The sequence below is a fragment of the Billgrantia pellis genome (assembly GCF_008297955.1).
Lineage (GTDB): Bacteria > Pseudomonadota > Gammaproteobacteria > Pseudomonadales > Halomonadaceae > Halomonas > Halomonas pellis.
The window spans coordinates 868,891-886,761 of sequence record NZ_VTPY01000003.1; the positions used below are offsets into that span (position 1 = coordinate 868,891).

Sequence of the window (17,871 nt, forward strand, 5' to 3'; positions counted from 1 at the left end):
ACTGGGACTCGAGTCGACGCTCACGCGGAGGCCTTGTCGTCCTTCAGGCTCGCCGGCGGCCAGTTTTCCAGCCGCATGCCAAGGGAAAGACCACGAGCAGCCAACACGTCCTTGATCTCATTCAGGGACTTCTTGCCGAGGTTCGGCGTCTTCAGCAGCTCCACTTCAGTGCGCTGGATCAGATCACCGATGTAGTAGATATTCTCGGCCTTCAGGCAGTTGGCACTGCGGACGGTCAACTCGAGATCGTCTACGGGGCGCAGCAGGATCGGATCGACGTGATCCTCTTCCTCCTCGACCTCCTGTTCCTTGTCGGCTTCCAGATCGACGAACGCGGCCAGCTGCTCCTGCAGGATGGTGGCGCTGCGGCGAATGGCTTCCTCGGGATCCAGGGTGCCGTCGGTTTCCAGGTCGATGATCAGCTTGTCGAGGTCGGTCCGCTGCTCGACTCGCGCGGCGTCGACGGCGTAGGAGACGCGACGCACGGGGCTGAAAGTGGCATCCAGCTGCAGGCGGCCGATGGCGCGAGACTCATCGTCGGCACCGACGCGAGCGTCTGCCGGCTCGTAGCCGCGACCGCGAGCGATCTTGAGCTGCATCTTGAGCTCGGCGCCCTCGTTGACGTGGGCGATGACGTGATCCGGATTGACGATCTCGACATCGTGATCGAGGACGATGTCGCCCGCTGTCACCACGGCCGGGCCCTGCTTGTTCAGCGAGAGCACCGCCTCGTCGCGACTGTGCATGCGGATGGCCACGTCCTTGAGGTTCAGGAGAATCTCGATGACGTCTTCCTGAACACCCTCGATCGCGCTGTACTCATGCTCGACACCCGAAATCTCGACTTCCACCACGGCGCAGCCGGGCATGGACGAGAGCAGAATGCGGCGCAGCGCATTGCCCAGGGTGTGGCCAAAGCCACGCTCGAACGGTTCGAGCACGATCTTCGCGTGATGCGCGCTGATCTCTTCGACCTTGATATCGCGCGGACGGAGAAACTCTGTCACTGAACGCTGCATAACTACACCTTTGAGGCTGCCTAACGGTTACTCGGTACTCGACGCCGGCCCCGCAGGACCGGCGCGACGCAGTCAGCGACGCTTACTTCGAGTACAGCTCGACGATCAGGTTTTCGTTGATGTCGGCCGACAGGTCGCCGCGTTCCGGGATAGCCTTGAAGGTGCCTTCCATCTTCTTCGCGTCCACCTCGATCCAGGCCACGTCGCCACGGTTGGCGGCAATGGAGAGCGCATTCTGGATGCGCGCCTGATTCTTCGCCTTCTCGCGAACGGAAACCACGTCGCCGGGCTTGACCTGATAGGAAGCCACGTTGACGGTACGGCCGTTGACCGCGATCGCCTTGTGGCTCACCAGCTGGCGCGCCTCGGAACGTGTGGAGCCGAAGCCCATGCGGTAGACGACGTTGTCCAGTCGGGATTCGAGCAGCTGCAGCAGGACTTCGCCGGTGGCGCCGGAGCGACGGGCGGCCTCCTTGTAGTAGCTGCGGAACTGCTTTTCGAGTACGCCGTAGATACGACGCACTTTCTGCTTCTCGCGAAGCTGCAAGCCGTAGTCGGAAAGACGCTGACGGCGCTGGCCGTGCACACCCGGAATCTGCTCGGATTTGCACTTCTTCTCGAAGGGAGTCACACCGCTCTTGAGGAAGAGATCGGTGCCTTCACGACGAGACAGTTTGCACTTGGGACCAATGTAACGAGCCATGAATCTGTCTCCTTAAACGCGGCGTTTCTTCGGCGGACGGCAGCCATTGTGGGGAATGGGCGTCGCGTCGGTGATGCTCTGCACGCGGAAGCCGGCGGCGCTCAGCGCGCGCACGGCGGATTCACGGCCCGGACCGGGGCCCTTGACCAGCACGTCGACGTTTTTCACACCATACTCGGCTGCAGCGGTCGCTGCACGTTCGCTTGCTACTTGAGCAGCGAACGGGGTGCTCTTGCGAGAACCACGAAAACCCGAACCACCGGCAGTCGCCCAAGAGAGAGCGTTGCCCTGGCGGTCTGTGATCGTCACGATCGTGTTGTTAAAAGAGGCGTGGATGTGCGCAACGGCGTCCACTACCTGCTTTTTAACCTTCTTACGGTTGCTACGCGGGTTAGCCATGTTGATGTCTATTCCTGTCTTTACGCCAGAACGTGCGTGTTACTTGCGGATCGGCTTACGCGGGCCCTTACGGGTACGCGCGTTAGTCTTGGTCCGCTGACCACGCAGCGGAAGACTACGACGATGACGCAGACCACGATAGCAACCCAGGTCCATGAGACGCTTGATGTTGAGCGTCACATCACGACGTAGGTCACCTTCCACGGTGTACTTGCCGACTTCACTACGCAGGGTATCCACCTCCTCGGAGGAGAGGTCCTGGATCTTGGTGGTCGGCGCGATGCCGGCAGCGGCACAGATTTCCTGCGCGCGCGTGCGGCCAATCCCGAAGATATAGGTCAGCGAGATCGCCGCATGCTTGTTGTCCGGGATATTGACGCCTGCAATACGGGCCATCAGCTTTCTCCGAAATTTGAGCGGCTTGCTCGATTGGTCACTACAAAAGGCGCAACAGCATACCCCTTTACCCTTCTGGGGGCAAGGGGCATGCCGGCACCGCTTTTTCCACAAGCGCCAGGATCAACCCTGGCGCTGCTTGTGCCGCGGCTCGATGCAGATGACGCGGACCGCGCCATTGCGCCGAATGATCTTGCAGTTACGGCACATCTTCTTGACGGAAGCTCGAACTTTCATCGTTCCTTCTCCAAAATCGGCACGCGGCGCGCCAAACCACCGGCGGCGCGACTCAGCGCATGATGCCGCCGCTGCCATAGCCTTTCAGGTTGGACTTCTTCATCACCGACTCGTACTGATGCGACATGAGGTGCGATTGCACCTGGGCCATGAAGTCCATGATGACCACTACCACGATCAGCAGGGAGGTACCGCCGAAAAAGAACGGCACGTTCCATGCCACGATCAGGAACTGAGGCATCAAGGAGACCGCAGTGATGTACAGGGCACCGAACAGGGTCAGACGCGTCATGACCTTATCGATGTAGCGAGCGGTCTGCTCACCAGGACGAATACCCGGCAGGAACGCCCCTGACTTCTTGAGATTGTCAGCGACATCCTTGGGGTTGAAGACCAGCGCTGTGTAAAAGAAGCAGAAGAATACCACCGCCGCCGCGAAAAGCAAGATGTACAGCGGCTGCCCCGGCCCGAGAGCCTGGGAGGCTCGCTGCAACCACTCCATGCCATCGCCGGCGCCGACCCACTGGCCGATGGAGGCGGGGAACAGCAAAATGCTGGAGGCGAAGATCGGCGGAATCACGCCCGCCATGTTCACCTTCAGCGGCAGGTAGCTGCTCTGCCCGGCATACATCTTGTTGCCCACCTGGCGCCGCGGATAATTCACCGTGATGCGGCGTTGGCCGCGTTCGATGAACACCACGAAGGCTACGGTCGCGACGCCAAGCACGGTAAGTGCCAGCAGCGGCAGCACGTTCCAAGCCCCTTCATTACGCGCCAGCTCAAAGGCCTGCCCAACGGCACCCGGCAACCCGGCGACGATACCGGCGAAGATCAGCAGCGAAATGCCGTTACCGATCCCCTTCTCGGTGATCTGCTCACCCAGCCACATCAGGAACACTGCGCCCGACACGAAGGTGACGATGGCAGTGAAATAGAAACTGAAGTCTGCGGTATAGGTGATGCCCTGGCTGGCCAGACCCACCGACATGCCGGTGGCCTGCACCAGGGCCAGCGCCACCGTGCCGTAGCGGGTGTACTGGCTGATCTTGCGGCGGCCGGCCTCGCCCTCCTTCTTCAACTGCTCGAGGTGGGGCGAGACTGCGGTCAGCAGCTGCATGATGATCGACGCCGAGATGTAGGGCATGATGCCCAGGGCGAAGATGCTCATGCGCTCCAGGGCACCGCCCGAGAACATGTTGAACAGTCCCAGGATGGTGCCCTGCTGCTCCCTGAACAAGGCAGCAAGCTGGTCAGGATTGATACCGGGAACGGGGATATGGGCACCGATTCGGTACACCACGATGGCGAGGAGCACGAAGCGCAGACGCGCCCACAGTTCACTCAGACCGCTGCCCATCGCCGGCATGTTTCCTGACTTGGCCATTTAGTCCTCTACCTTGCCACCGGCGGCTTCGATCGCGGCACGAGCACCCTTGGTGACCTTGAGGCCACGGACGGTGACTGCCTTGTTGACGTCGCCGGAAAGAATGATCTTCGCGTGCTGGGTGGCATCCTTGAGCACGTTGGCCTGCTTCAGGGTTTCCAGGGTGACTTCGTCACCGCTGACCTTGGCCAGTTCGCTCAGGCGCACCTCTTCGGAGACCAGCGACTTCATAGAGGTGAAGCCGAACTTGGGCAGGCGCCGCTGCAGCGGCATCTGTCCGCCCTCGAAACCGGGCTTCACGGAGCCGCCGCTACGCGACTTCTGACCCTTGTGGCCACGGCCGCCGGTCTTGCCCAGACCGGAACCGATACCACGGCCGACGCGCTTCTCGGCGTGCTTGGAACCCGGTGCCGGGCTCAGCGTGTTGAGTTTCATGGATTACTCTCCCTCTACCCGCACAAGGTAGTTGACCTTGTGGATCATGCCGCGCACGGCAGGGGTGTCTTCCAGTTCGACCGTATGACCGATGCGGCGCAGCCCCAGGCCCTTCATGGTGGCCTTGTGCTTGGGCAGTGTGCCGATGGTGCTACGGATCTGGGTAACCTTGAGTGTGGCTGCCATGGTACTTACCCCGTGATCGCTTCGACGGACAGGCCGCGCTTGGCGGCGATGTCTTCCGGCGACTGCATGGACGCGAGACCATTGACGGTTGCACGCACCACGTTGACCGGATTGGTGGAGCCGTAGCACTTGGCCAGGACGTCATGGACGCCGGCCAATTCGAGCACGGAGCGCATGGCGCCACCGGCGATGATCCCGGTACCTTCGGAGGCCGGCTGCATGTACACCTTGGAGGCGCCGTGACGGGCCTTGACCGGGTACTGCAGGGTGTTGCCCTTGAGGCTCACCTTGATCATGTTGCGGCGCGCCTGGTCCATGGCCTTCTGGATCGCGACCGGCACTTCACGCGCCTTGCCGCGGCCGAAGCCGACACGACCATTGCCGTCACCCACGACGGTCAGTGCGGTGAAACCGAAGATTCGGCCACCCTTGACCACCTTGGCGACGCGGTTGACCTGCACGAGCTTTTCCTGCAGATCGCCGGTGTTCTGTTCGTTCTTCGCCATCGTAAAACCCTTTAGAATTCCAGGCCGCCTTCACGTGCGGCGTCGGCCAGGGCCTTCACGCGGCCGTGGTACTTGTAACCGGCACGATCGAAGGCCACCTGGGTGATGCCTGCCTGCTTGGCACGTTCGGCAATCAGCGCACCCACCTTGGCGGCAGCGTCGGCATTGCCGGTCGCCCCCTCGCGCAGGTCCTTGTCCAGCGTGGAAGCGCTGGCCAGCACCTTGCCACCATCCGGCGAGATGATCTGCGCGTAGATGTGGCGCGGGGTACGGTTGACGCACAGGCGATACACGCCCAGCTCGCGCATTTTGGCACGAGCGCGGCGGGCACGACGGAGACGAGATTCTTTCTTCGCGTTCATAACCCTGCCTTACTTCTTCTTGGCTTCTTTACGACGCACCTGCTCGTCGGCGTACCGCACACCCTTGCCCTTGTAGGGCTCGGGCGGACGGAAGGCGCGAACCTCGGCGGCGACCTGGCCCAGCTTCTGCTTGTCCGCGCTCTTCAGCACGATGACGGTGTTCTTCGGCGTTTCCGCAGAGACACCCTCGGGCAAGGAGTACTCGACCGGGTGGGAGAAGCCCAGTGACAGATTCAGCGTCTGGCCACTAGCCTGGGCACGATAGCCGACGCCAACGATTTCGAGGGTTTTGGTGAAACCCTCGGAGACGCCGGTGACCAGGTTCTGGACCAGAGCACGTGTGGTACCGACCATCGCCCAGGACTTGGCCGTTTCGCTCGGATTGAAGGTCAGCTGACCCTCTTCCTGACCGATGGCCACGTCCGGATGGACGGTCATGGATAGCGTGCCCTGGCTGCCCTTGGCGGTCAGCTGGTCGCCGTCGAGCTTGATGTCGACGCCGGCGGGCACTTTAACCGGATATTTGGCTACGCGGGACATTCCAGACTCCTAGAATACGGTGCAGATGACTTCACCACCGACGCCCGCCTGGCGAGCGGCACGGTCGGTCATCACGCCCTGGGAGGTGGTGACGATCGCGACACCCAGGCCGTCTGCCACCTTGGGCAGCGCATCCTTACCCTTGTACTGGCGCAGGGACGGCTTGGAAACCCGCTGCAGATGCTCGATGACCGGCTTGCCCTCGAAGTACTTAAGGGTCACGGTCAGCTCGGGCTTGGTGCCTTCGGCCACTGAGAAGTCGGCAATATAGCCTTCTTCCTTGAGTACGCGGGCCACCTCGACCTTGAGCGTGGAGGACGGCATGGTGACCGTCTCCTTGGTGGCCATCTGCGCATTGCGGATACGGGTGAACATATCCGCCAGAGTGTCTTGCATGCTCATTTACATTGCGCTCCTGATGTTTCCGTGGCGGCTTACCAGCTGGACTTCTTCAGCCCAGGGACTTCGCCACGCATGGCGGCTTCACGCAGCATGTTCCGGGCAAGCCCGAACTTGTTGTAGTAGCCGTGCGGGCGACCGGTGATGCGGCAGCGGTTGCGCTGGCGCACCGGACTGGAGTCGCGCGGCAGCTGCTGCAGTTTCAGCGTCGCCTCGAAGCGCTCTTCGTCGGAAGTGTTCACGTCCTGGATGATCGCCTTGAGCTCGGCGCGGCGGGCCGCATACTTCTCGACCAGCTTGGTGCGCTTGAGCTCACGCTCTACCATGCTCTTCTTTGCCATGATCCCACCCTTATTTCTTGAACGGGAAGTTCAGCGCGCTCAGCAGCGCACGACCTTCCTCGTCGGTGTTGGCGGTAGTGGTGATGGTGACATCCAGACCCCGAATCCGGTCGATCTTATCATATTCGATCTCCGGAAAGATGATCTGCTCACGCACCCCCATCGAGTAGTTGCCGCGACCGTCGAAGGACTTCGGGTTGAGACCACGGAAGTCACGTACGCGGGGAATCGCGATATTGACCAGACGATCGAGGAACTCCCACATGCGCTCACGCCGCAGGGTCACCTTGATGCCGATCGGCCAACCTTCGCGCACCTTGAAGCCCGCGATGGACTTTCGTGCCTTGGTCACCATTGGCTTCTGACCGGAGAGTTTCTCCAGGTCGCCGATGGCATTCTCGATCAGCTTCTTGTCGCTGGTCGCGTCGCCGATGCCCATGTTCAGGGTCACCTTGGTGATCCGCGGCACCTGCATCACGTTGGCGTAGCTAAACTGCTCTTTGAGCTGAGCCACCACCTCGTTCTGATAACGTTCTTTCAAGTTCGCCATTTTGCTACCCGACTCGCGTTAGGCGTCGATCTGCGTCTGCGTCGACTTGTAGATACGTACCTTGGTACCGTCTTCCTTAACCTGGAAGCCGACGCGATCCGCCTTACCGGTCTCCGAGTTGAAGATCGCCACGTTGGACGCGTGAATCGGAGCCTCGCGCTCGACGATACCGCCCTGATTGCCCGCCATGGGGTTGGGCTTGGTGTGACGCTTGATCATGTTCACACCGGACACGACGAAGCGGTCGTCCTTGAGGACGCGCTTCACTGTGCCGCGCTTGCCCTTGTCCTTGCCGGCGATGACGATCACTTCATCGTCACGTTTGATCTTTTGCATATCCGCCTCGCTCCTTACAGCACTTCGGGCGCCAGGGAAATGATCTTCATGAACTTCTCGTTGCGAAGCTCACGCGTCACCGGCCCGAAGATACGGGTTCCGATCGGCTGTTCGTTGGTATTGTTCAACAGAACGGCCGCATTTCCATCGAAGCGGATCAGCGAACCGTCGGGACGACGGACGCCGCTCTTGGTGCGGACGACCACCGCCTTGAGGACCTGGCCTTTCTTGACCTTGCCCCGCGGGATGGCTTCCTTCACCGTTACCTTGATGATGTCACCGACGCGAGCGTAGCGACGGTGGGAACCGCCCAGCACCTTGATGCACTGCACCCGGCGCGCTCCGCTGTTGTCGGCGACATCCAGCATTGTCTGAGTCTGAATCATCGGTTTTCTCCAAACCTAATCTGACTGCTCTCGCCGAGCTTAGCCCTTGGCCTGCTCGATCACCTCGACCAGGGTCCAGGCTTTCTTTCTGGACAGCGGGCGGGACTCCTGAATGGAGACCGTGTCGCCAATCTTCGCCTGGTTCGCCTCATCATGGGCGTGCAGCTTGGTGGAGCGCTTCACGTACTTGCCGTAGATCGGATGGCGCTCGCGGCGCTCGATCATCACGACGATGGATTTCTCCATCTTGTCGCTCACCACCTTGCCGGTGAGCGTACGGGCTTTTTTCTCTTCGGCCATCTCAGTCACCTGCCTTCTCGTTGAGCACAGTCTTCACCCGGGCGATATCCCGACGAACCTGCTTGAGCAGATGAGTCTGGCTGAGCTGGCCGGTGGCCTTCTGCATGCGCAGGTTGAACTGCTCGCGGAGGAGTTCGAAGAGCTGCTCCTGGAGCTGCTCGACTGACTTTTCACGAATTTCCTGGGCTTTCATCACATCACCGTCCGTTTCACAAAGGTGGTGGATACGGGCATCTTCTGGGCGGCGAGAGAGAAGGCCTCGCGGGCCAGCTCTTCGGACACACCTTCGATCTCGTACAGGACCCGGCCCGGCTGGATCTGTGCAACCCAGTACTCGACGGAGCCCTTGCCCTTACCCATACGGACTTCGAGCGGCTTCTTGGAAATCGGCTTGTCGGGGAAAACGCGGATCCAGATCTTGCCACCACGCTTGACGTGACGGGTGATCGCGCGGCGGCCGGCCTCGATCTGGCGCGCCGTGATGCGGCCGCGACCGGTGGCTTTCAGGCCGTATTCCCCGAAGCTGATCTTGCTTCCGCGATGCGCCAGGCCACGGTTGCGGCCCTTCATCATCTTGCGGAACTTCATACGCTTGGGCTGTAACATCGACTCGCTCTCCCCTTACCTGGAACCTTTCTTCTTGGAGGGCGCTGCCTGCGGCTGTTTGGCCTTGGCGCGAACCTCTTCGATGCCCCCGAGGATTTCACCCTTGAAGACCCACACCTTGACACCGATGATGCCGTAGGTGGTTTTCGCTTCGTAGGTGGCGTAGTCGATGTCCGCACGCAGCGTGTGCAGCGGCACGCGACCTTCCCGGTACCATTCGGTGCGGGCGATTTCCGCGCCGCCGAGGCGACCGGAGAGCTGCACCTTGATGCCGCCGGCGCCGAGACGCATGGCGTTCTGCACCGCGCGCTTCATGGCGCGACGAAACATGACACGGCGCTCGAGCTGTCCGGCGATGTTCTGCGCGACGAGCTTGGCGTCAAGTTCCGGCTTGCGGACCTCTTCGATGTTGACGTGCACGGGCACGCCCATCATTGCGGTGACCTCGCGGCGCAGACGATCGACGTCCTCGCCCTTCTTGCCAATCACGATGCCCGGACGGGCGGTGTGAATGGTAATGCGGGCGTTGTTCGCCGGACGCTCGATGGTGATGCGGCTCACGGACGCATTCTTCAGGCGCTCCTCGAGGAAGCGACGCACTTCGAGGTCGTTGTTCAGCTTGTCGGCATAAGCATCGCCCTCGGCGTACCACACCGAGGAGTGGTCCTTGACGATACCCAGCCGAATACCTGTCGGATTGACTTTCTGACCCATCTGGTCGACTCCTACTTCTCGGCTACCTTGACGGTGATGTGGCAGGTGCGCTTCAGGATGCGATCCGCACGGCCCTTGGCGCGCGGACGGATGCGCTTGAGCGTCATGCCCTCATCGACGCAGATGGTCGAGACACGCAGCTCGTCGATATCCATGCCGTTGTTTTCTTCCGCGTTCGCGATGGCGGACTGCAGCACTTTCTTGACCAGCTTGGCAGCCTTCTTCGGCGAGAAGGTCAGCAGGTCGAGCGCCTCGGCGACCGGCTTACCGCGCACCTGGTCAGCCACCAAACGGGCCTTCTGGGCGGATAAACGAGCGCCACGCAGCTTAGCTGTGACTTCCATCTCTCAATCCTCTCTGGCTTACCGTTTGGCTTTCTTGTCCGCCGCATGTCCGCGATAGGTGCGGGTGGCAGCGAATTCGCCCAGCTTGTGGCCAACCATTTCCTCGGAGACGTGCACCGGGACGTGTTGGCGACCGTTATGGACTGCAATGGTGAGCCCGACCATGTTCGGCAGGATCATGGAACGACGCGACCAGGTCTTGATCGGTTTGCGGTCGTTCTTCTCCACTGCAGCCTCAACCTTCTTCAGCAGATGAAGGTCAATGAAGGGACCTTTCTTCAGTGAACGTGGCACAGCCGTTACCCCTTAATGTCTGTTACTTGGCCTTGCGGCGACGAACGATCAGCGCGTCGGTGCGCTTGTTCTTGCGGGTCTTGTGGCCCTTGGTGGGCACACCCCACGGCGACACCGGATGACGCCCGCCACTGGTGCGGCCTTCGCCGCCGCCGTGCGGGTGATCCACCGGGTTCATGGCCACGCCGCGAACGGTCGGACGCACGCCTCTCCAGCGCTTTGCACCGGCCTTGCCAAGTTGACGCAGGCTGTGCTCGGAGTTGCTCACTTCCCCCAGGGTCGCGCGGCAGTCGGCCAGCACCTTGCGCATCTCGCCGGAGCGTAGACGCAGGGTGGCATAGCTACCTTCGCGGGCGACCAACTGGGCGCTGGTGCCGGCACTGCGCGCGAGCTGAGCGCCCTTGCCGGGCTTGAGCTCGATGCAGTGAACGGTGGAACCCAGCGGGATGTTGCGCAGCGGAAGGGTATTGCCCTTCTTGATCGCCGCGTTCACGCCGGACTCGAGCTTGTCGCCTGCGCTCACGCCCTTCGGCGCGATGATGTAGCGACGCTCGCCGTCCAGGTACTTCAGCAGCGCAATATGCGCGCTGCGGTTGGGATCGTACTCGAGGCGCTCGACGACGGCAGGAACGCCATCCTTGGTGCGCTTGAAGTCGATCAGCCGGTAGTGCTGACGGTGACCGCCGCCCACGTGACGGGTGGTGATACGACCGTTGTTGTTACGCCCACCGGAGCGCGACTGCTTCTCCAGCAACGGCGCATAGGGCTTGCCTTTGTGCAGGTCCTCGCTGACGACCTTGACGACGTGGCGACGACCGGCGGATGTGGGTTTTGTCTTGACGATTGCCATGATCCGTACTCCTGCCCTTATTCGGCGCCAGTGAAGTCTTCGAGCGTCTCACCAGCTGCCAGGGTCACGTACGCCTTGCGGTAACCCTGACGGCGGCCCAGACCGTGCGCGGTGCGCTTGGTCTTGCCCTTCATGTTCAGCACCTGGACGCGATCGACCTTCTTGCCAAACAGCACCTGTACGGCCTGCTTGATTTCCGGCTTGGTCGCATCACTGGCCACCTTGAACACATACTGGTTGCGCTCGGCGGCGAAAGCGGCCTTCTCGGTCACGTGCGGACCGAGCAGAACCTTGAAAACGCGCTCCTGGTTCATGCCAGCTTCTCCTCGAATTTACGCAGAGCAGAGACGGTGACCAGCACCTTGTCGAAGGCAATCAGGCTCACCGGATCGGCGGCAGCCACATCCACCACATCCACATTGGGGATGTTGCGGGCGGCCAGGTAGAGCTTCTCGTCGACTTCCTCGGTGACGATCAGCGCCTTCTCCAGGCCCAGCTCACCCAGCTTGGCGACCAGCTGCTTGGTCTTGGGCGCGTCGACGGTGAACGCGTCGATGGCAACCAGGCGCTCCTGGCGCACCAGCTCGGACAGGATGGAGCGCATTGCTGCGCGATACATCTTGCGGTTGACCTTCTGCGAGTGGTCCTGCGGACGCGCCGCGAAGGTCACGCCCCCGCTGCGCCACAGGGGCGAACGGATGGTGCCTGCGCGAGCTCGGCCGGTGCCCTTCTGGCGCCACGGCTTCTTGCCGCCACCACGCACGTCGGAACGGTTCTTCTGAGCGCGAGTCCCCTGACGACCACCGGCCAGATAGGCGGTGACGACCTGGTGAACCAGCGCCTCGTTGAATTCTTTGCCAAAGGTGGCGTCGGCGACTTCGACAGTACCCGCGCCTGCAGCAAGATTCAGATTCATCGGTTCTATCCCCTTCAGCCAGCTTTGACGGCGCTGCGAACGATGACGTCGCTGCCGGTAGCACCGGGCACGGCACCCTTGATCAGCAGCAGGTTTCGCTCGGCATCGACCCGCACGACTTCAAGGCTCTGGACGGTGCAGCGGACATTGCCCATCTGACCGGCCATCTTCTTGCCTTTGAAGACACGACCCGGGGTCTGACACATGCCGATGGAACCCGGCGCACGATGCGACAGGGAGTTGCCGTGGGTGGCGTCCTGGGTACGGAAGTTCCAGCGCTTGACGGCGCCCTGGAAGCCCTTGCCCTTGGAGGTGCCGGTCACATCGACCTTCTGACCAGCTTCGAAGAGGGATACGGTGATTTCGCCGCCCACTTCCGGAGCTTCCTCGCCTTCGGCGAGACGGAACTCCATCAGGGAGCGACCGGCCTCGATCCCCGCCTTGGCGTACAGACCTGCCTGCGCCTTGGAGAGATGCTTGGCCTTGCGGGAGCCGGTTGTCACCTGAACCGCGGCGTAGCCGTCGCTGTCGACGGTCTTGACGCTGGTGATGCGATTCGGTTCAACCTCGATCACGGTTACGGGCACGGAGGCGCCATCTTCGGTAAAGACGCGGGTCATACCGGCCTTTCTACCGACCAAACCGATAGTCATTCTCAGTCTCCTTTAGTGTACGGGGCTATCACCCGCTATGGCTGCCCTTTCCAGAGCATTCCACTAGCACGTTGTATGACGCCATCCCGGCGTGGCGGCTGCTGCTCGAAACGCAGTGTGTCCGAGCGCTGGGCCGCGAGTGTCTAGTGTGGTTAGTCGAGCTTGATCTGAACGTCCACGCCAGCGGCGAGGTCGAGCTTCATCAGGGCATCGACGGTCTTTTCGGTCGGCTCGACGATATCGAGCACGCGCTTGTGAGTGCGGATCTCGTACTGGTCGCGCGCGTCCTTGTTGACGTGCGGCGAGATCAGTACGGTATAGCGCTCACGATTGGTCGGCAACGGGATCGGACCGCGTACCTGGGCGCCAGTGCGCTTGGCGGTATCAACGATCTCCGCGGCGGACTGGTCGATCAGGCGATGGTCGAATGCCTTCAACCGAATGCGAATCTTCTGGTTCTGCATTTGCCCTAAACTCCAATGGATGTCGACGGCGCCTGCCGCCTACCCACGCATTCAAAGGATGCGCATTATATGCACGCCCGAGGCCGGAGTCAAACAACTCCGCTTCGGGTGCGCAGAAAGGGGGCTCCTCGCGGAGCCCCCTTCGATCAGTCAGCTATTTCGGAACTTACTGAACGATCTTGGCCACGACGCCGGCGCCGACGGTACGGCCGCCTTCGCGAATGGCGAAGCGCAGACCTTCGTCCATGGCAATCGGAGCGATCAAGGTGACAACCATCTTGACGTTGTCGCCCGGCATGACCATCTCGACACCTTCGGGCAGCTCACAAGTACCGGTCACGTCAGTGGTACGGAAGTAGAACTGCGGACGATACCCCTTGAAGAACGGCGTATGACGACCGCCCTCTTCTTTGGACAGCACGTAGACTTCGGCCTCGAAGACGGTGTGCGGGTTAATGGTGCCCGGCTTGGCCAGAACCTGGCCACGCTCGACCTCGTCACGCTTGGTACCGCGCAACAGGGCACCGACGTTCTCGCCCGCGCGACCTTCGTCGAGCAGCTTGCGGAACATCTCGACACCGGTAACGGTGGTCTTGGTGGTGTCCTTGATACCGACGATCTCGACTTCCTCGCCAGCCTTGACGATGCCGCGCTCGATACGGCCGGTGACCACGGTGCCGCGACCGGAGATGGAGAACACGTCCTCGATCGGCATCAGGAACGGCTGATCGATGGCACGCTGCGGCTCCGGGATGTAGTCGTCCAGGGCCTTGATCAGGTTGGCAACGGCGGTGGTGCCCATGCCGTTCTCGTCTTCGCCGTTCAGCGCCATCAGCGCGGAGCCGATGATGATCGGGGTATCGTCACCCGGGAAGTCGTATTCGTTGAGCAGTTCGCGAACTTCCATCTCAACCAGCTCGAGCAGCTCCTCGTCGTCGACCATGTCGGCCTTGTTCAGGAACACGACGATGTACGGCACGCCGACCTGACGCGACAGCAGGATGTGCTCGCGAGTCTGCGGCATGGGACCGTCGGCAGCGGAACAGACCAGGATGGCGCCATCCATCTGGGCCGCACCGGTGATCATGTTCTTGACGTAGTCGGCGTGCCCCGGGCAGTCGACGTGAGCATAGTGACGCTGCTCGGACTGGTACTCGACGTGAGAGGTGGCGATGGTGATACCACGCTCACGCTCTTCCGGAGCGTTGTCGATGGAGTCGAACTGACGCCATTCACCGCCGAAGACCTCAGCAGAAACGCGAGTCAGAGCCGCAGTCAGAGTGGTCTTGCCGTGGTCGACGTGACCGATGGTGCCGACGTTGACGTGCGGTTTGGAACGTTCGAATTTTTCCTTAGCCACTTCGATAACCTCTTTACGTTTGCTAGCGGTTAGCCTTTCTGGTTGATGACGGCTTCAACGATGCTGGAGGGCGCCTCTTCGTAGCTCGCGAACTCCATAGTGTAGCTCGCACGACCCTGGGTCTGAGAACGCAGATCGGTCGCATAACCGAACATCTCGCCCAGAGGCACCATCGCGCGGATGACCTTGCCGGAGGAAGAGTCATCCATGCCCTGCACCAGACCGCGGCGACGGTTCAGGTCACCCATGACGTCACCCATGAAATCCTCGGGCGTCACGACTTCGACCCTCATCACCGGCTCCAGCAGCACGGCCTTGGCCTTGCGGGCCCCTTCCTTGACAGCCATGGAAGAGGCAACCTTGAACGCGTTCTCGTTCGAGTCCACGTCATGGTAGGAACCATCGTACAGCGTGACCTTGACGTCGATCATCGGGTATCCCGCGATGACGCCGTTCTGCAGCTGCTCATAGGCTCCTTTCTCGACGGCACCCACATACTCCTTGGGTACCACACCGCCGACGATCTCGGAAGCGAACTTGAAGTGCATGTCTTCGTCGCCTTCCTTGTCCGCCTCGGTGAGCGGCTCGATACGCAGCCAGACATGGCCATACTGGCCACGACCGCCGGACTGACGTACGAACTTGCCTTCCTGCTCGACCTTGCCGCGAATGGTTTCACGGTAGGCGACCTGCGGCTTGCCGATGTTGGCTTCGACCTTGAACTCGCGCCGCATGCGGTCGACGATGATGTCCAGGTGCAACTCGCCCATGCCGGAGATGATGGTCTGGCCGGTCTCTTCGTCCGTCTTGACGCGGAACGACGGGTCCTCCTGGGCCAGCTTGCCCAACGCCACCCCCATCTTCTCCTGGTCGGCCTTGGATTTCGGCTCCACGGCCACGGAGATCACCGGATCCGGGAACTCCATACGCTCCAGCACGATCTTTTGCTCGAGATCGCACAGGGTGTCACCGGTGGTAACGTCCTTGAGTCCAATGCAAGCGGCGATGTCGCCAGCCAGGACTTCCTTGATCTCTTCACGCGAGTTGGCGTGCATCTGCACGATACGCCCCACGCGCTCCTTCTTCTGCTTGACCGAGTTGTAGACGCTGTCGCCCGATTTCAGCACGCCGGAATAGACGCGGATGAAGGTCAGGGTGCCGACGAAGGGATCGGTGGCGATCTTGAACGCCAGCGCAGCGAAGGGTGCGTTGTCGTCCGCCTCGCGGGTCTCGATCGTGCCTTCCTTGTCGTCCAGCTCCCCCTCGATGGCCTTCACCTCGGTGGGGGACGGCAAATATTCGACAACGGCATCCAGTACGGCCTGGACGCCCTTGTTCTTGAACGCCGAGCCGCACGTCACCAGCACGACCTCGTTGTCCAGCGTGCGACGGCGCAGACCGGCCTTGATTTCCTCCTTGCTGAGCTCACCCTCTTCGAGGTACTTGTCCATCAGCTCTTCGGAGGCCTCGGCAGCGGCCTCGACCATCTGCTCACGATACTCCTCGGCCTTTGACTGGAGCTCAGCCGGGATATCGATCAGATCATAGGTGGTGCCAAGGTCATTTTCGTTCCACTTTATGGCCTTCATCTCGATCAGATCGATGACGCCCTTGAAGTCCTCCTCGGTACCCCAGTTGATCTGGATCGGCACCGCGTTGGCGCCCAGCTTCTGCTTGAGCTGATCGACGACCATGAAGAAGTCGGCGCCGGTACGGTCCATCTTGTTGACGAACACCATGCGCGGCACTTCGTACTTGTTGGCCTGACGCCACACGGTCTCGGTCTGCGGCTGCACGCCGGATGAACCGCACAGCACCACCACGGCGCCGTCGAGCACACGCAGCGAACGTTCCACCTCGATAGTAAAGTCGACGTGCCCCGGCGTGTCGATGATGTTGATGCGATGCTCATCGAACTGATGGTTCATGCCTTTCCAGAAGGTGGTCACGGCAGCAGAGGTGATGGTAATACCACGCTCCTGCTCCTGCTCCATCCAGTCAGTGGTGGAAGCACCTTCATGCGTCTCGCCCAGCTTGTGGTTGACGCCGGTATAGAACAGCACGCGCTCGGTCGTGGTGGTCTTGCCGGCATCGACGTGGGCGACAATACCGATATTGCGGTAGCGGTTAAGTGGAGTCTTGCGAGCCACGGTGGAAACTCCCCGTTGGTTGGCGATGCGTTGGGAAGCGCTGCACTTAGAAGCGATAGTGCGAGAACGCCTTGTTGGCTTCAGCCATGCGATGCACGTCTTCACGCTTCTTCACCGCAGAGCCCTTGCCCTCGGCGGCATCGAGCATCTCGCCGGCGAGACGCTGCACCATGGTCTTCTCACCGCGCTTGCGCGCCGCATCCACCAGCCAGCGCATGGCCAGCGCCTGACGGCGCGAGGGACGAACCTCGACCGGCACCTGATAGGTCGCACCGCCAACGCGGCGGGACTTGACCTCGACCATCGGCTGGATGGCTTCCAGCGCGCGATCGAAGATGTCCAGCGGCTCTTCCTTGCTACGCTCGGCAACCGTGTCCAGCGCACCGTAAACGATACGCTCAGCTGTGGACTTCTTGCCGCTGACCATCAGGTGGTTCATGAACTTGGCCAGGCGCTCGCTTCCGAACTTCGGATCCGGGAGGATTTCGCGCTTGGCGGCTACTCTTCTTCTAGGCATGACAAGCCCTCTATCGAAGGGTCTTTCAGGCAAACCCGGGACTCTCGTTTAGACGACGCCCGGCCTTACTCTTATCAGACCGATATGTATTCTAGGTATGCAGACCGAGGCCGATCAGGACTTCGGACGCTTGGTACCGTACTTGGAACGTGCCTGCTTGCGGTTCTGAACGCCGGAAGTATCGAGGGCGCCGCGAACGGTGTGGTAACGCACACCCGGCAAGTCCTTGACACGACCGCCGCGGATCAGCACGACAGAGTGTTCCTGAAGGTTGTGGCCTTCACCACCGATGTAGGACGAAACCTCGAACCCGTTGGTCAGACGCACGCGACAGACCTTACGCAGGGCCGAGTTCGGCTTCTTCGGGGTGGTGGTGTAAACGCGGGTGCAGACACCGCGCTTCTGCGGGCAGGCCTGCAGCGCCGGCACGTCGCTCTTGCTGACGGGGCGCTTGCGCGGCTTGCGCACGAGCTGGTTAATCGTTGCCATATTGTGTAGCTGACTCCAATGGTTGCCTTGCCTTT

The 17,871-nt window shown here is 61.3% G+C and carries 31 protein-coding genes; all 31 read right to left on the reverse strand.

Annotated features, from left to right (window positions below):
- Positions 1 to 20: 20 nt before the first annotated feature.
- The 31 genes from F0A17_RS09920 to rpsL all read right to left on the reverse strand — a co-directional run bounded on the left by F0A17_RS09920 (position 21) and on the right by rpsL (position 17,836).
- The gene (locus F0A17_RS09920) at positions 21 to 1,019 is read right to left on the reverse strand and encodes a DNA-directed RNA polymerase subunit alpha (RefSeq protein WP_104205210.1); all 999 of its coding nucleotides are present in this window, start codon (positions 1,017 to 1,019) and stop codon (positions 21 to 23) included.
- Between the two features lie 82 nt (positions 1,020 to 1,101).
- Positions 1,102 to 1,722, reverse strand: a complete 621-nt coding sequence (rpsD, locus tag F0A17_RS09925; RefSeq protein WP_149328155.1) for a 30S ribosomal protein S4 — start codon at positions 1,720 to 1,722, stop codon at positions 1,102 to 1,104.
- Positions 1,723 to 1,734: 12 nt separating this feature from the next.
- Positions 1,735 to 2,121 carry a 30S ribosomal protein S11 gene (gene rpsK, locus F0A17_RS09930; protein WP_010626488.1) on the reverse strand — a complete coding sequence of 129 codons (387 nt, stop codon included), beginning with the start codon at positions 2,119 to 2,121 and terminating at the stop codon, positions 1,735 to 1,737.
- A 39-nt stretch (positions 2,122 to 2,160) separates the two neighbouring features.
- Positions 2,161 to 2,517 (reverse strand): 30S ribosomal protein S13, encoded by a 357-nt coding sequence (rpsM, locus tag F0A17_RS09935; protein WP_104205211.1) that lies wholly within the window; start codon positions 2,515 to 2,517, stop codon positions 2,161 to 2,163.
- Between the two features lie 123 nt (positions 2,518 to 2,640).
- Positions 2,641 to 2,754, reverse strand: a complete 114-nt coding sequence (gene rpmJ / locus F0A17_RS09940) for a 50S ribosomal protein L36 (RefSeq protein ID WP_009099023.1) — start codon at positions 2,752 to 2,754, stop codon at positions 2,641 to 2,643.
- Positions 2,755 to 2,806: 52 nt separating this feature from the next.
- On the reverse strand, positions 2,807 to 4,138 hold the full coding sequence (gene secY, locus F0A17_RS09945; RefSeq protein WP_149328156.1) for a preprotein translocase subunit SecY: 1,332 nt from the start codon (positions 4,136 to 4,138) through the stop codon (positions 2,807 to 2,809).
- Positions 4,139 to 4,573 (reverse strand): 50S ribosomal protein L15, encoded by a 435-nt coding sequence (gene rplO / locus F0A17_RS09950; RefSeq protein ID WP_149328157.1) that lies wholly within the window; start codon positions 4,571 to 4,573, stop codon positions 4,139 to 4,141.
- Between the two features lie 3 nt (positions 4,574 to 4,576).
- Positions 4,577 to 4,759, reverse strand: a complete 183-nt coding sequence (gene rpmD, locus F0A17_RS09955; RefSeq protein ID WP_010626484.1) for a 50S ribosomal protein L30 — start codon at positions 4,757 to 4,759, stop codon at positions 4,577 to 4,579.
- A gap of 5 nt (positions 4,760 to 4,764) precedes the next feature.
- Positions 4,765 to 5,265 carry a 30S ribosomal protein S5 gene (rpsE, locus tag F0A17_RS09960; protein ID WP_104205214.1) on the reverse strand — a complete coding sequence of 167 codons (501 nt, stop codon included), beginning with the start codon at positions 5,263 to 5,265 and terminating at the stop codon, positions 4,765 to 4,767.
- Between the two features lie 11 nt (positions 5,266 to 5,276).
- Entirely contained in the window at positions 5,277 to 5,627 is a 351-nt protein-coding gene (gene rplR, locus F0A17_RS09965) for a 50S ribosomal protein L18 (RefSeq protein ID WP_104205215.1), read from the reverse strand.
- Positions 5,628 to 5,636: 9 nt separating this feature from the next.
- Complete coding sequence (gene rplF, locus F0A17_RS09970) at positions 5,637 to 6,167, reverse strand: 50S ribosomal protein L6 (RefSeq protein ID WP_149328158.1); 531 nt, start codon at positions 6,165 to 6,167, stop codon at positions 5,637 to 5,639.
- Positions 6,168 to 6,176: 9 nt separating this feature from the next.
- Positions 6,177 to 6,569: a 30S ribosomal protein S8 gene (gene rpsH / locus F0A17_RS09975; RefSeq protein WP_149328159.1), complete on the reverse strand. Its 393-nt coding sequence runs from the start codon at positions 6,567 to 6,569 to the stop codon at positions 6,177 to 6,179.
- Between the two features lie 32 nt (positions 6,570 to 6,601).
- Positions 6,602 to 6,907: a 30S ribosomal protein S14 gene (gene rpsN, locus F0A17_RS09980; protein WP_149328160.1), complete on the reverse strand. Its 306-nt coding sequence runs from the start codon at positions 6,905 to 6,907 to the stop codon at positions 6,602 to 6,604.
- Between the two features lie 10 nt (positions 6,908 to 6,917).
- Entirely contained in the window at positions 6,918 to 7,457 is a 540-nt protein-coding gene (gene rplE / locus F0A17_RS09985) for a 50S ribosomal protein L5 (RefSeq protein ID WP_149328161.1), read from the reverse strand.
- A gap of 18 nt (positions 7,458 to 7,475) precedes the next feature.
- Complete coding sequence (gene rplX, locus F0A17_RS09990; RefSeq protein ID WP_149328162.1) at positions 7,476 to 7,793, reverse strand: 50S ribosomal protein L24; 318 nt, start codon at positions 7,791 to 7,793, stop codon at positions 7,476 to 7,478.
- Between the two features lie 14 nt (positions 7,794 to 7,807).
- Positions 7,808 to 8,179, reverse strand: coding sequence for a 50S ribosomal protein L14 (gene rplN, locus F0A17_RS09995; RefSeq protein ID WP_149328163.1), 372 nt, complete (start codon positions 8,177 to 8,179; stop codon positions 7,808 to 7,810).
- Between the two features lie 39 nt (positions 8,180 to 8,218).
- Positions 8,219 to 8,479: a 30S ribosomal protein S17 gene (rpsQ, locus tag F0A17_RS10000; RefSeq protein ID WP_149328164.1), complete on the reverse strand. Its 261-nt coding sequence runs from the start codon at positions 8,477 to 8,479 to the stop codon at positions 8,219 to 8,221.
- Between the two features lies 1 nt (position 8,480).
- The gene (gene rpmC, locus F0A17_RS10005) at positions 8,481 to 8,672 is read right to left on the reverse strand and encodes a 50S ribosomal protein L29 (protein ID WP_010626474.1); all 192 of its coding nucleotides are present in this window, start codon (positions 8,670 to 8,672) and stop codon (positions 8,481 to 8,483) included.
- On the reverse strand, positions 8,672 to 9,085 hold the full coding sequence (gene rplP / locus F0A17_RS10010; RefSeq protein WP_149328165.1) for a 50S ribosomal protein L16: 414 nt from the start codon (positions 9,083 to 9,085) through the stop codon (positions 8,672 to 8,674). Before rplP ends, rpmC begins: the two co-directional genes overlap by 1 nt.
- Before the next feature lie 15 nt (positions 9,086 to 9,100).
- Positions 9,101 to 9,799, reverse strand: a complete 699-nt coding sequence (gene rpsC / locus F0A17_RS10015) for a 30S ribosomal protein S3 (RefSeq protein ID WP_104205221.1) — start codon at positions 9,797 to 9,799, stop codon at positions 9,101 to 9,103.
- An 11-nt stretch (positions 9,800 to 9,810) separates the two neighbouring features.
- Complete coding sequence (gene rplV / locus F0A17_RS10020) at positions 9,811 to 10,143, reverse strand: 50S ribosomal protein L22 (RefSeq protein WP_097790618.1); 333 nt, start codon at positions 10,141 to 10,143, stop codon at positions 9,811 to 9,813.
- Positions 10,144 to 10,161: 18 nt separating this feature from the next.
- Positions 10,162 to 10,437: a 30S ribosomal protein S19 gene (rpsS, locus tag F0A17_RS10025; protein ID WP_009098993.1), complete on the reverse strand. Its 276-nt coding sequence runs from the start codon at positions 10,435 to 10,437 to the stop codon at positions 10,162 to 10,164.
- A 22-nt stretch (positions 10,438 to 10,459) separates the two neighbouring features.
- Positions 10,460 to 11,287, reverse strand: a complete 828-nt coding sequence (gene rplB / locus F0A17_RS10030; RefSeq protein WP_149328166.1) for a 50S ribosomal protein L2 — start codon at positions 11,285 to 11,287, stop codon at positions 10,460 to 10,462.
- Positions 11,288 to 11,304: 17 nt separating this feature from the next.
- Entirely contained in the window at positions 11,305 to 11,601 is a 297-nt protein-coding gene (rplW, locus tag F0A17_RS10035) for a 50S ribosomal protein L23 (RefSeq protein ID WP_111413338.1), read from the reverse strand.
- On the reverse strand, positions 11,598 to 12,203 hold the full coding sequence (rplD, locus tag F0A17_RS10040) for a 50S ribosomal protein L4 (RefSeq protein WP_149328167.1): 606 nt from the start codon (positions 12,201 to 12,203) through the stop codon (positions 11,598 to 11,600). The genes rplW and rplD overlap by 4 nt, the downstream gene beginning before the upstream one ends.
- 14 nt (positions 12,204 to 12,217) lie before the next feature.
- Positions 12,218 to 12,856: a 50S ribosomal protein L3 gene (gene rplC / locus F0A17_RS10045; RefSeq protein ID WP_149328168.1), complete on the reverse strand. Its 639-nt coding sequence runs from the start codon at positions 12,854 to 12,856 to the stop codon at positions 12,218 to 12,220.
- Positions 12,857 to 13,008: 152 nt separating this feature from the next.
- Positions 13,009 to 13,320 carry a 30S ribosomal protein S10 gene (rpsJ, locus tag F0A17_RS10050; protein ID WP_010626466.1) on the reverse strand — a complete coding sequence of 104 codons (312 nt, stop codon included), beginning with the start codon at positions 13,318 to 13,320 and terminating at the stop codon, positions 13,009 to 13,011.
- A 166-nt stretch (positions 13,321 to 13,486) separates the two neighbouring features.
- On the reverse strand, positions 13,487 to 14,680 hold the full coding sequence (gene tuf, locus F0A17_RS10055) for an elongation factor Tu (RefSeq protein ID WP_149328169.1): 1,194 nt from the start codon (positions 14,678 to 14,680) through the stop codon (positions 13,487 to 13,489).
- Between the two features lie 29 nt (positions 14,681 to 14,709).
- Entirely contained in the window at positions 14,710 to 16,830 is a 2,121-nt protein-coding gene (fusA, locus tag F0A17_RS10060; protein ID WP_149328170.1) for an elongation factor G, read from the reverse strand.
- 46 nt (positions 16,831 to 16,876) lie between these two features.
- Entirely contained in the window at positions 16,877 to 17,347 is a 471-nt protein-coding gene (rpsG, locus tag F0A17_RS10065; protein WP_149328171.1) for a 30S ribosomal protein S7, read from the reverse strand.
- Between the two features lie 114 nt (positions 17,348 to 17,461).
- Positions 17,462 to 17,836 carry a 30S ribosomal protein S12 gene (gene rpsL / locus F0A17_RS10070; protein WP_149328172.1) on the reverse strand — a complete coding sequence of 125 codons (375 nt, stop codon included), beginning with the start codon at positions 17,834 to 17,836 and terminating at the stop codon, positions 17,462 to 17,464.
- Positions 17,837 to 17,871 lie beyond the last annotated feature (35 nt).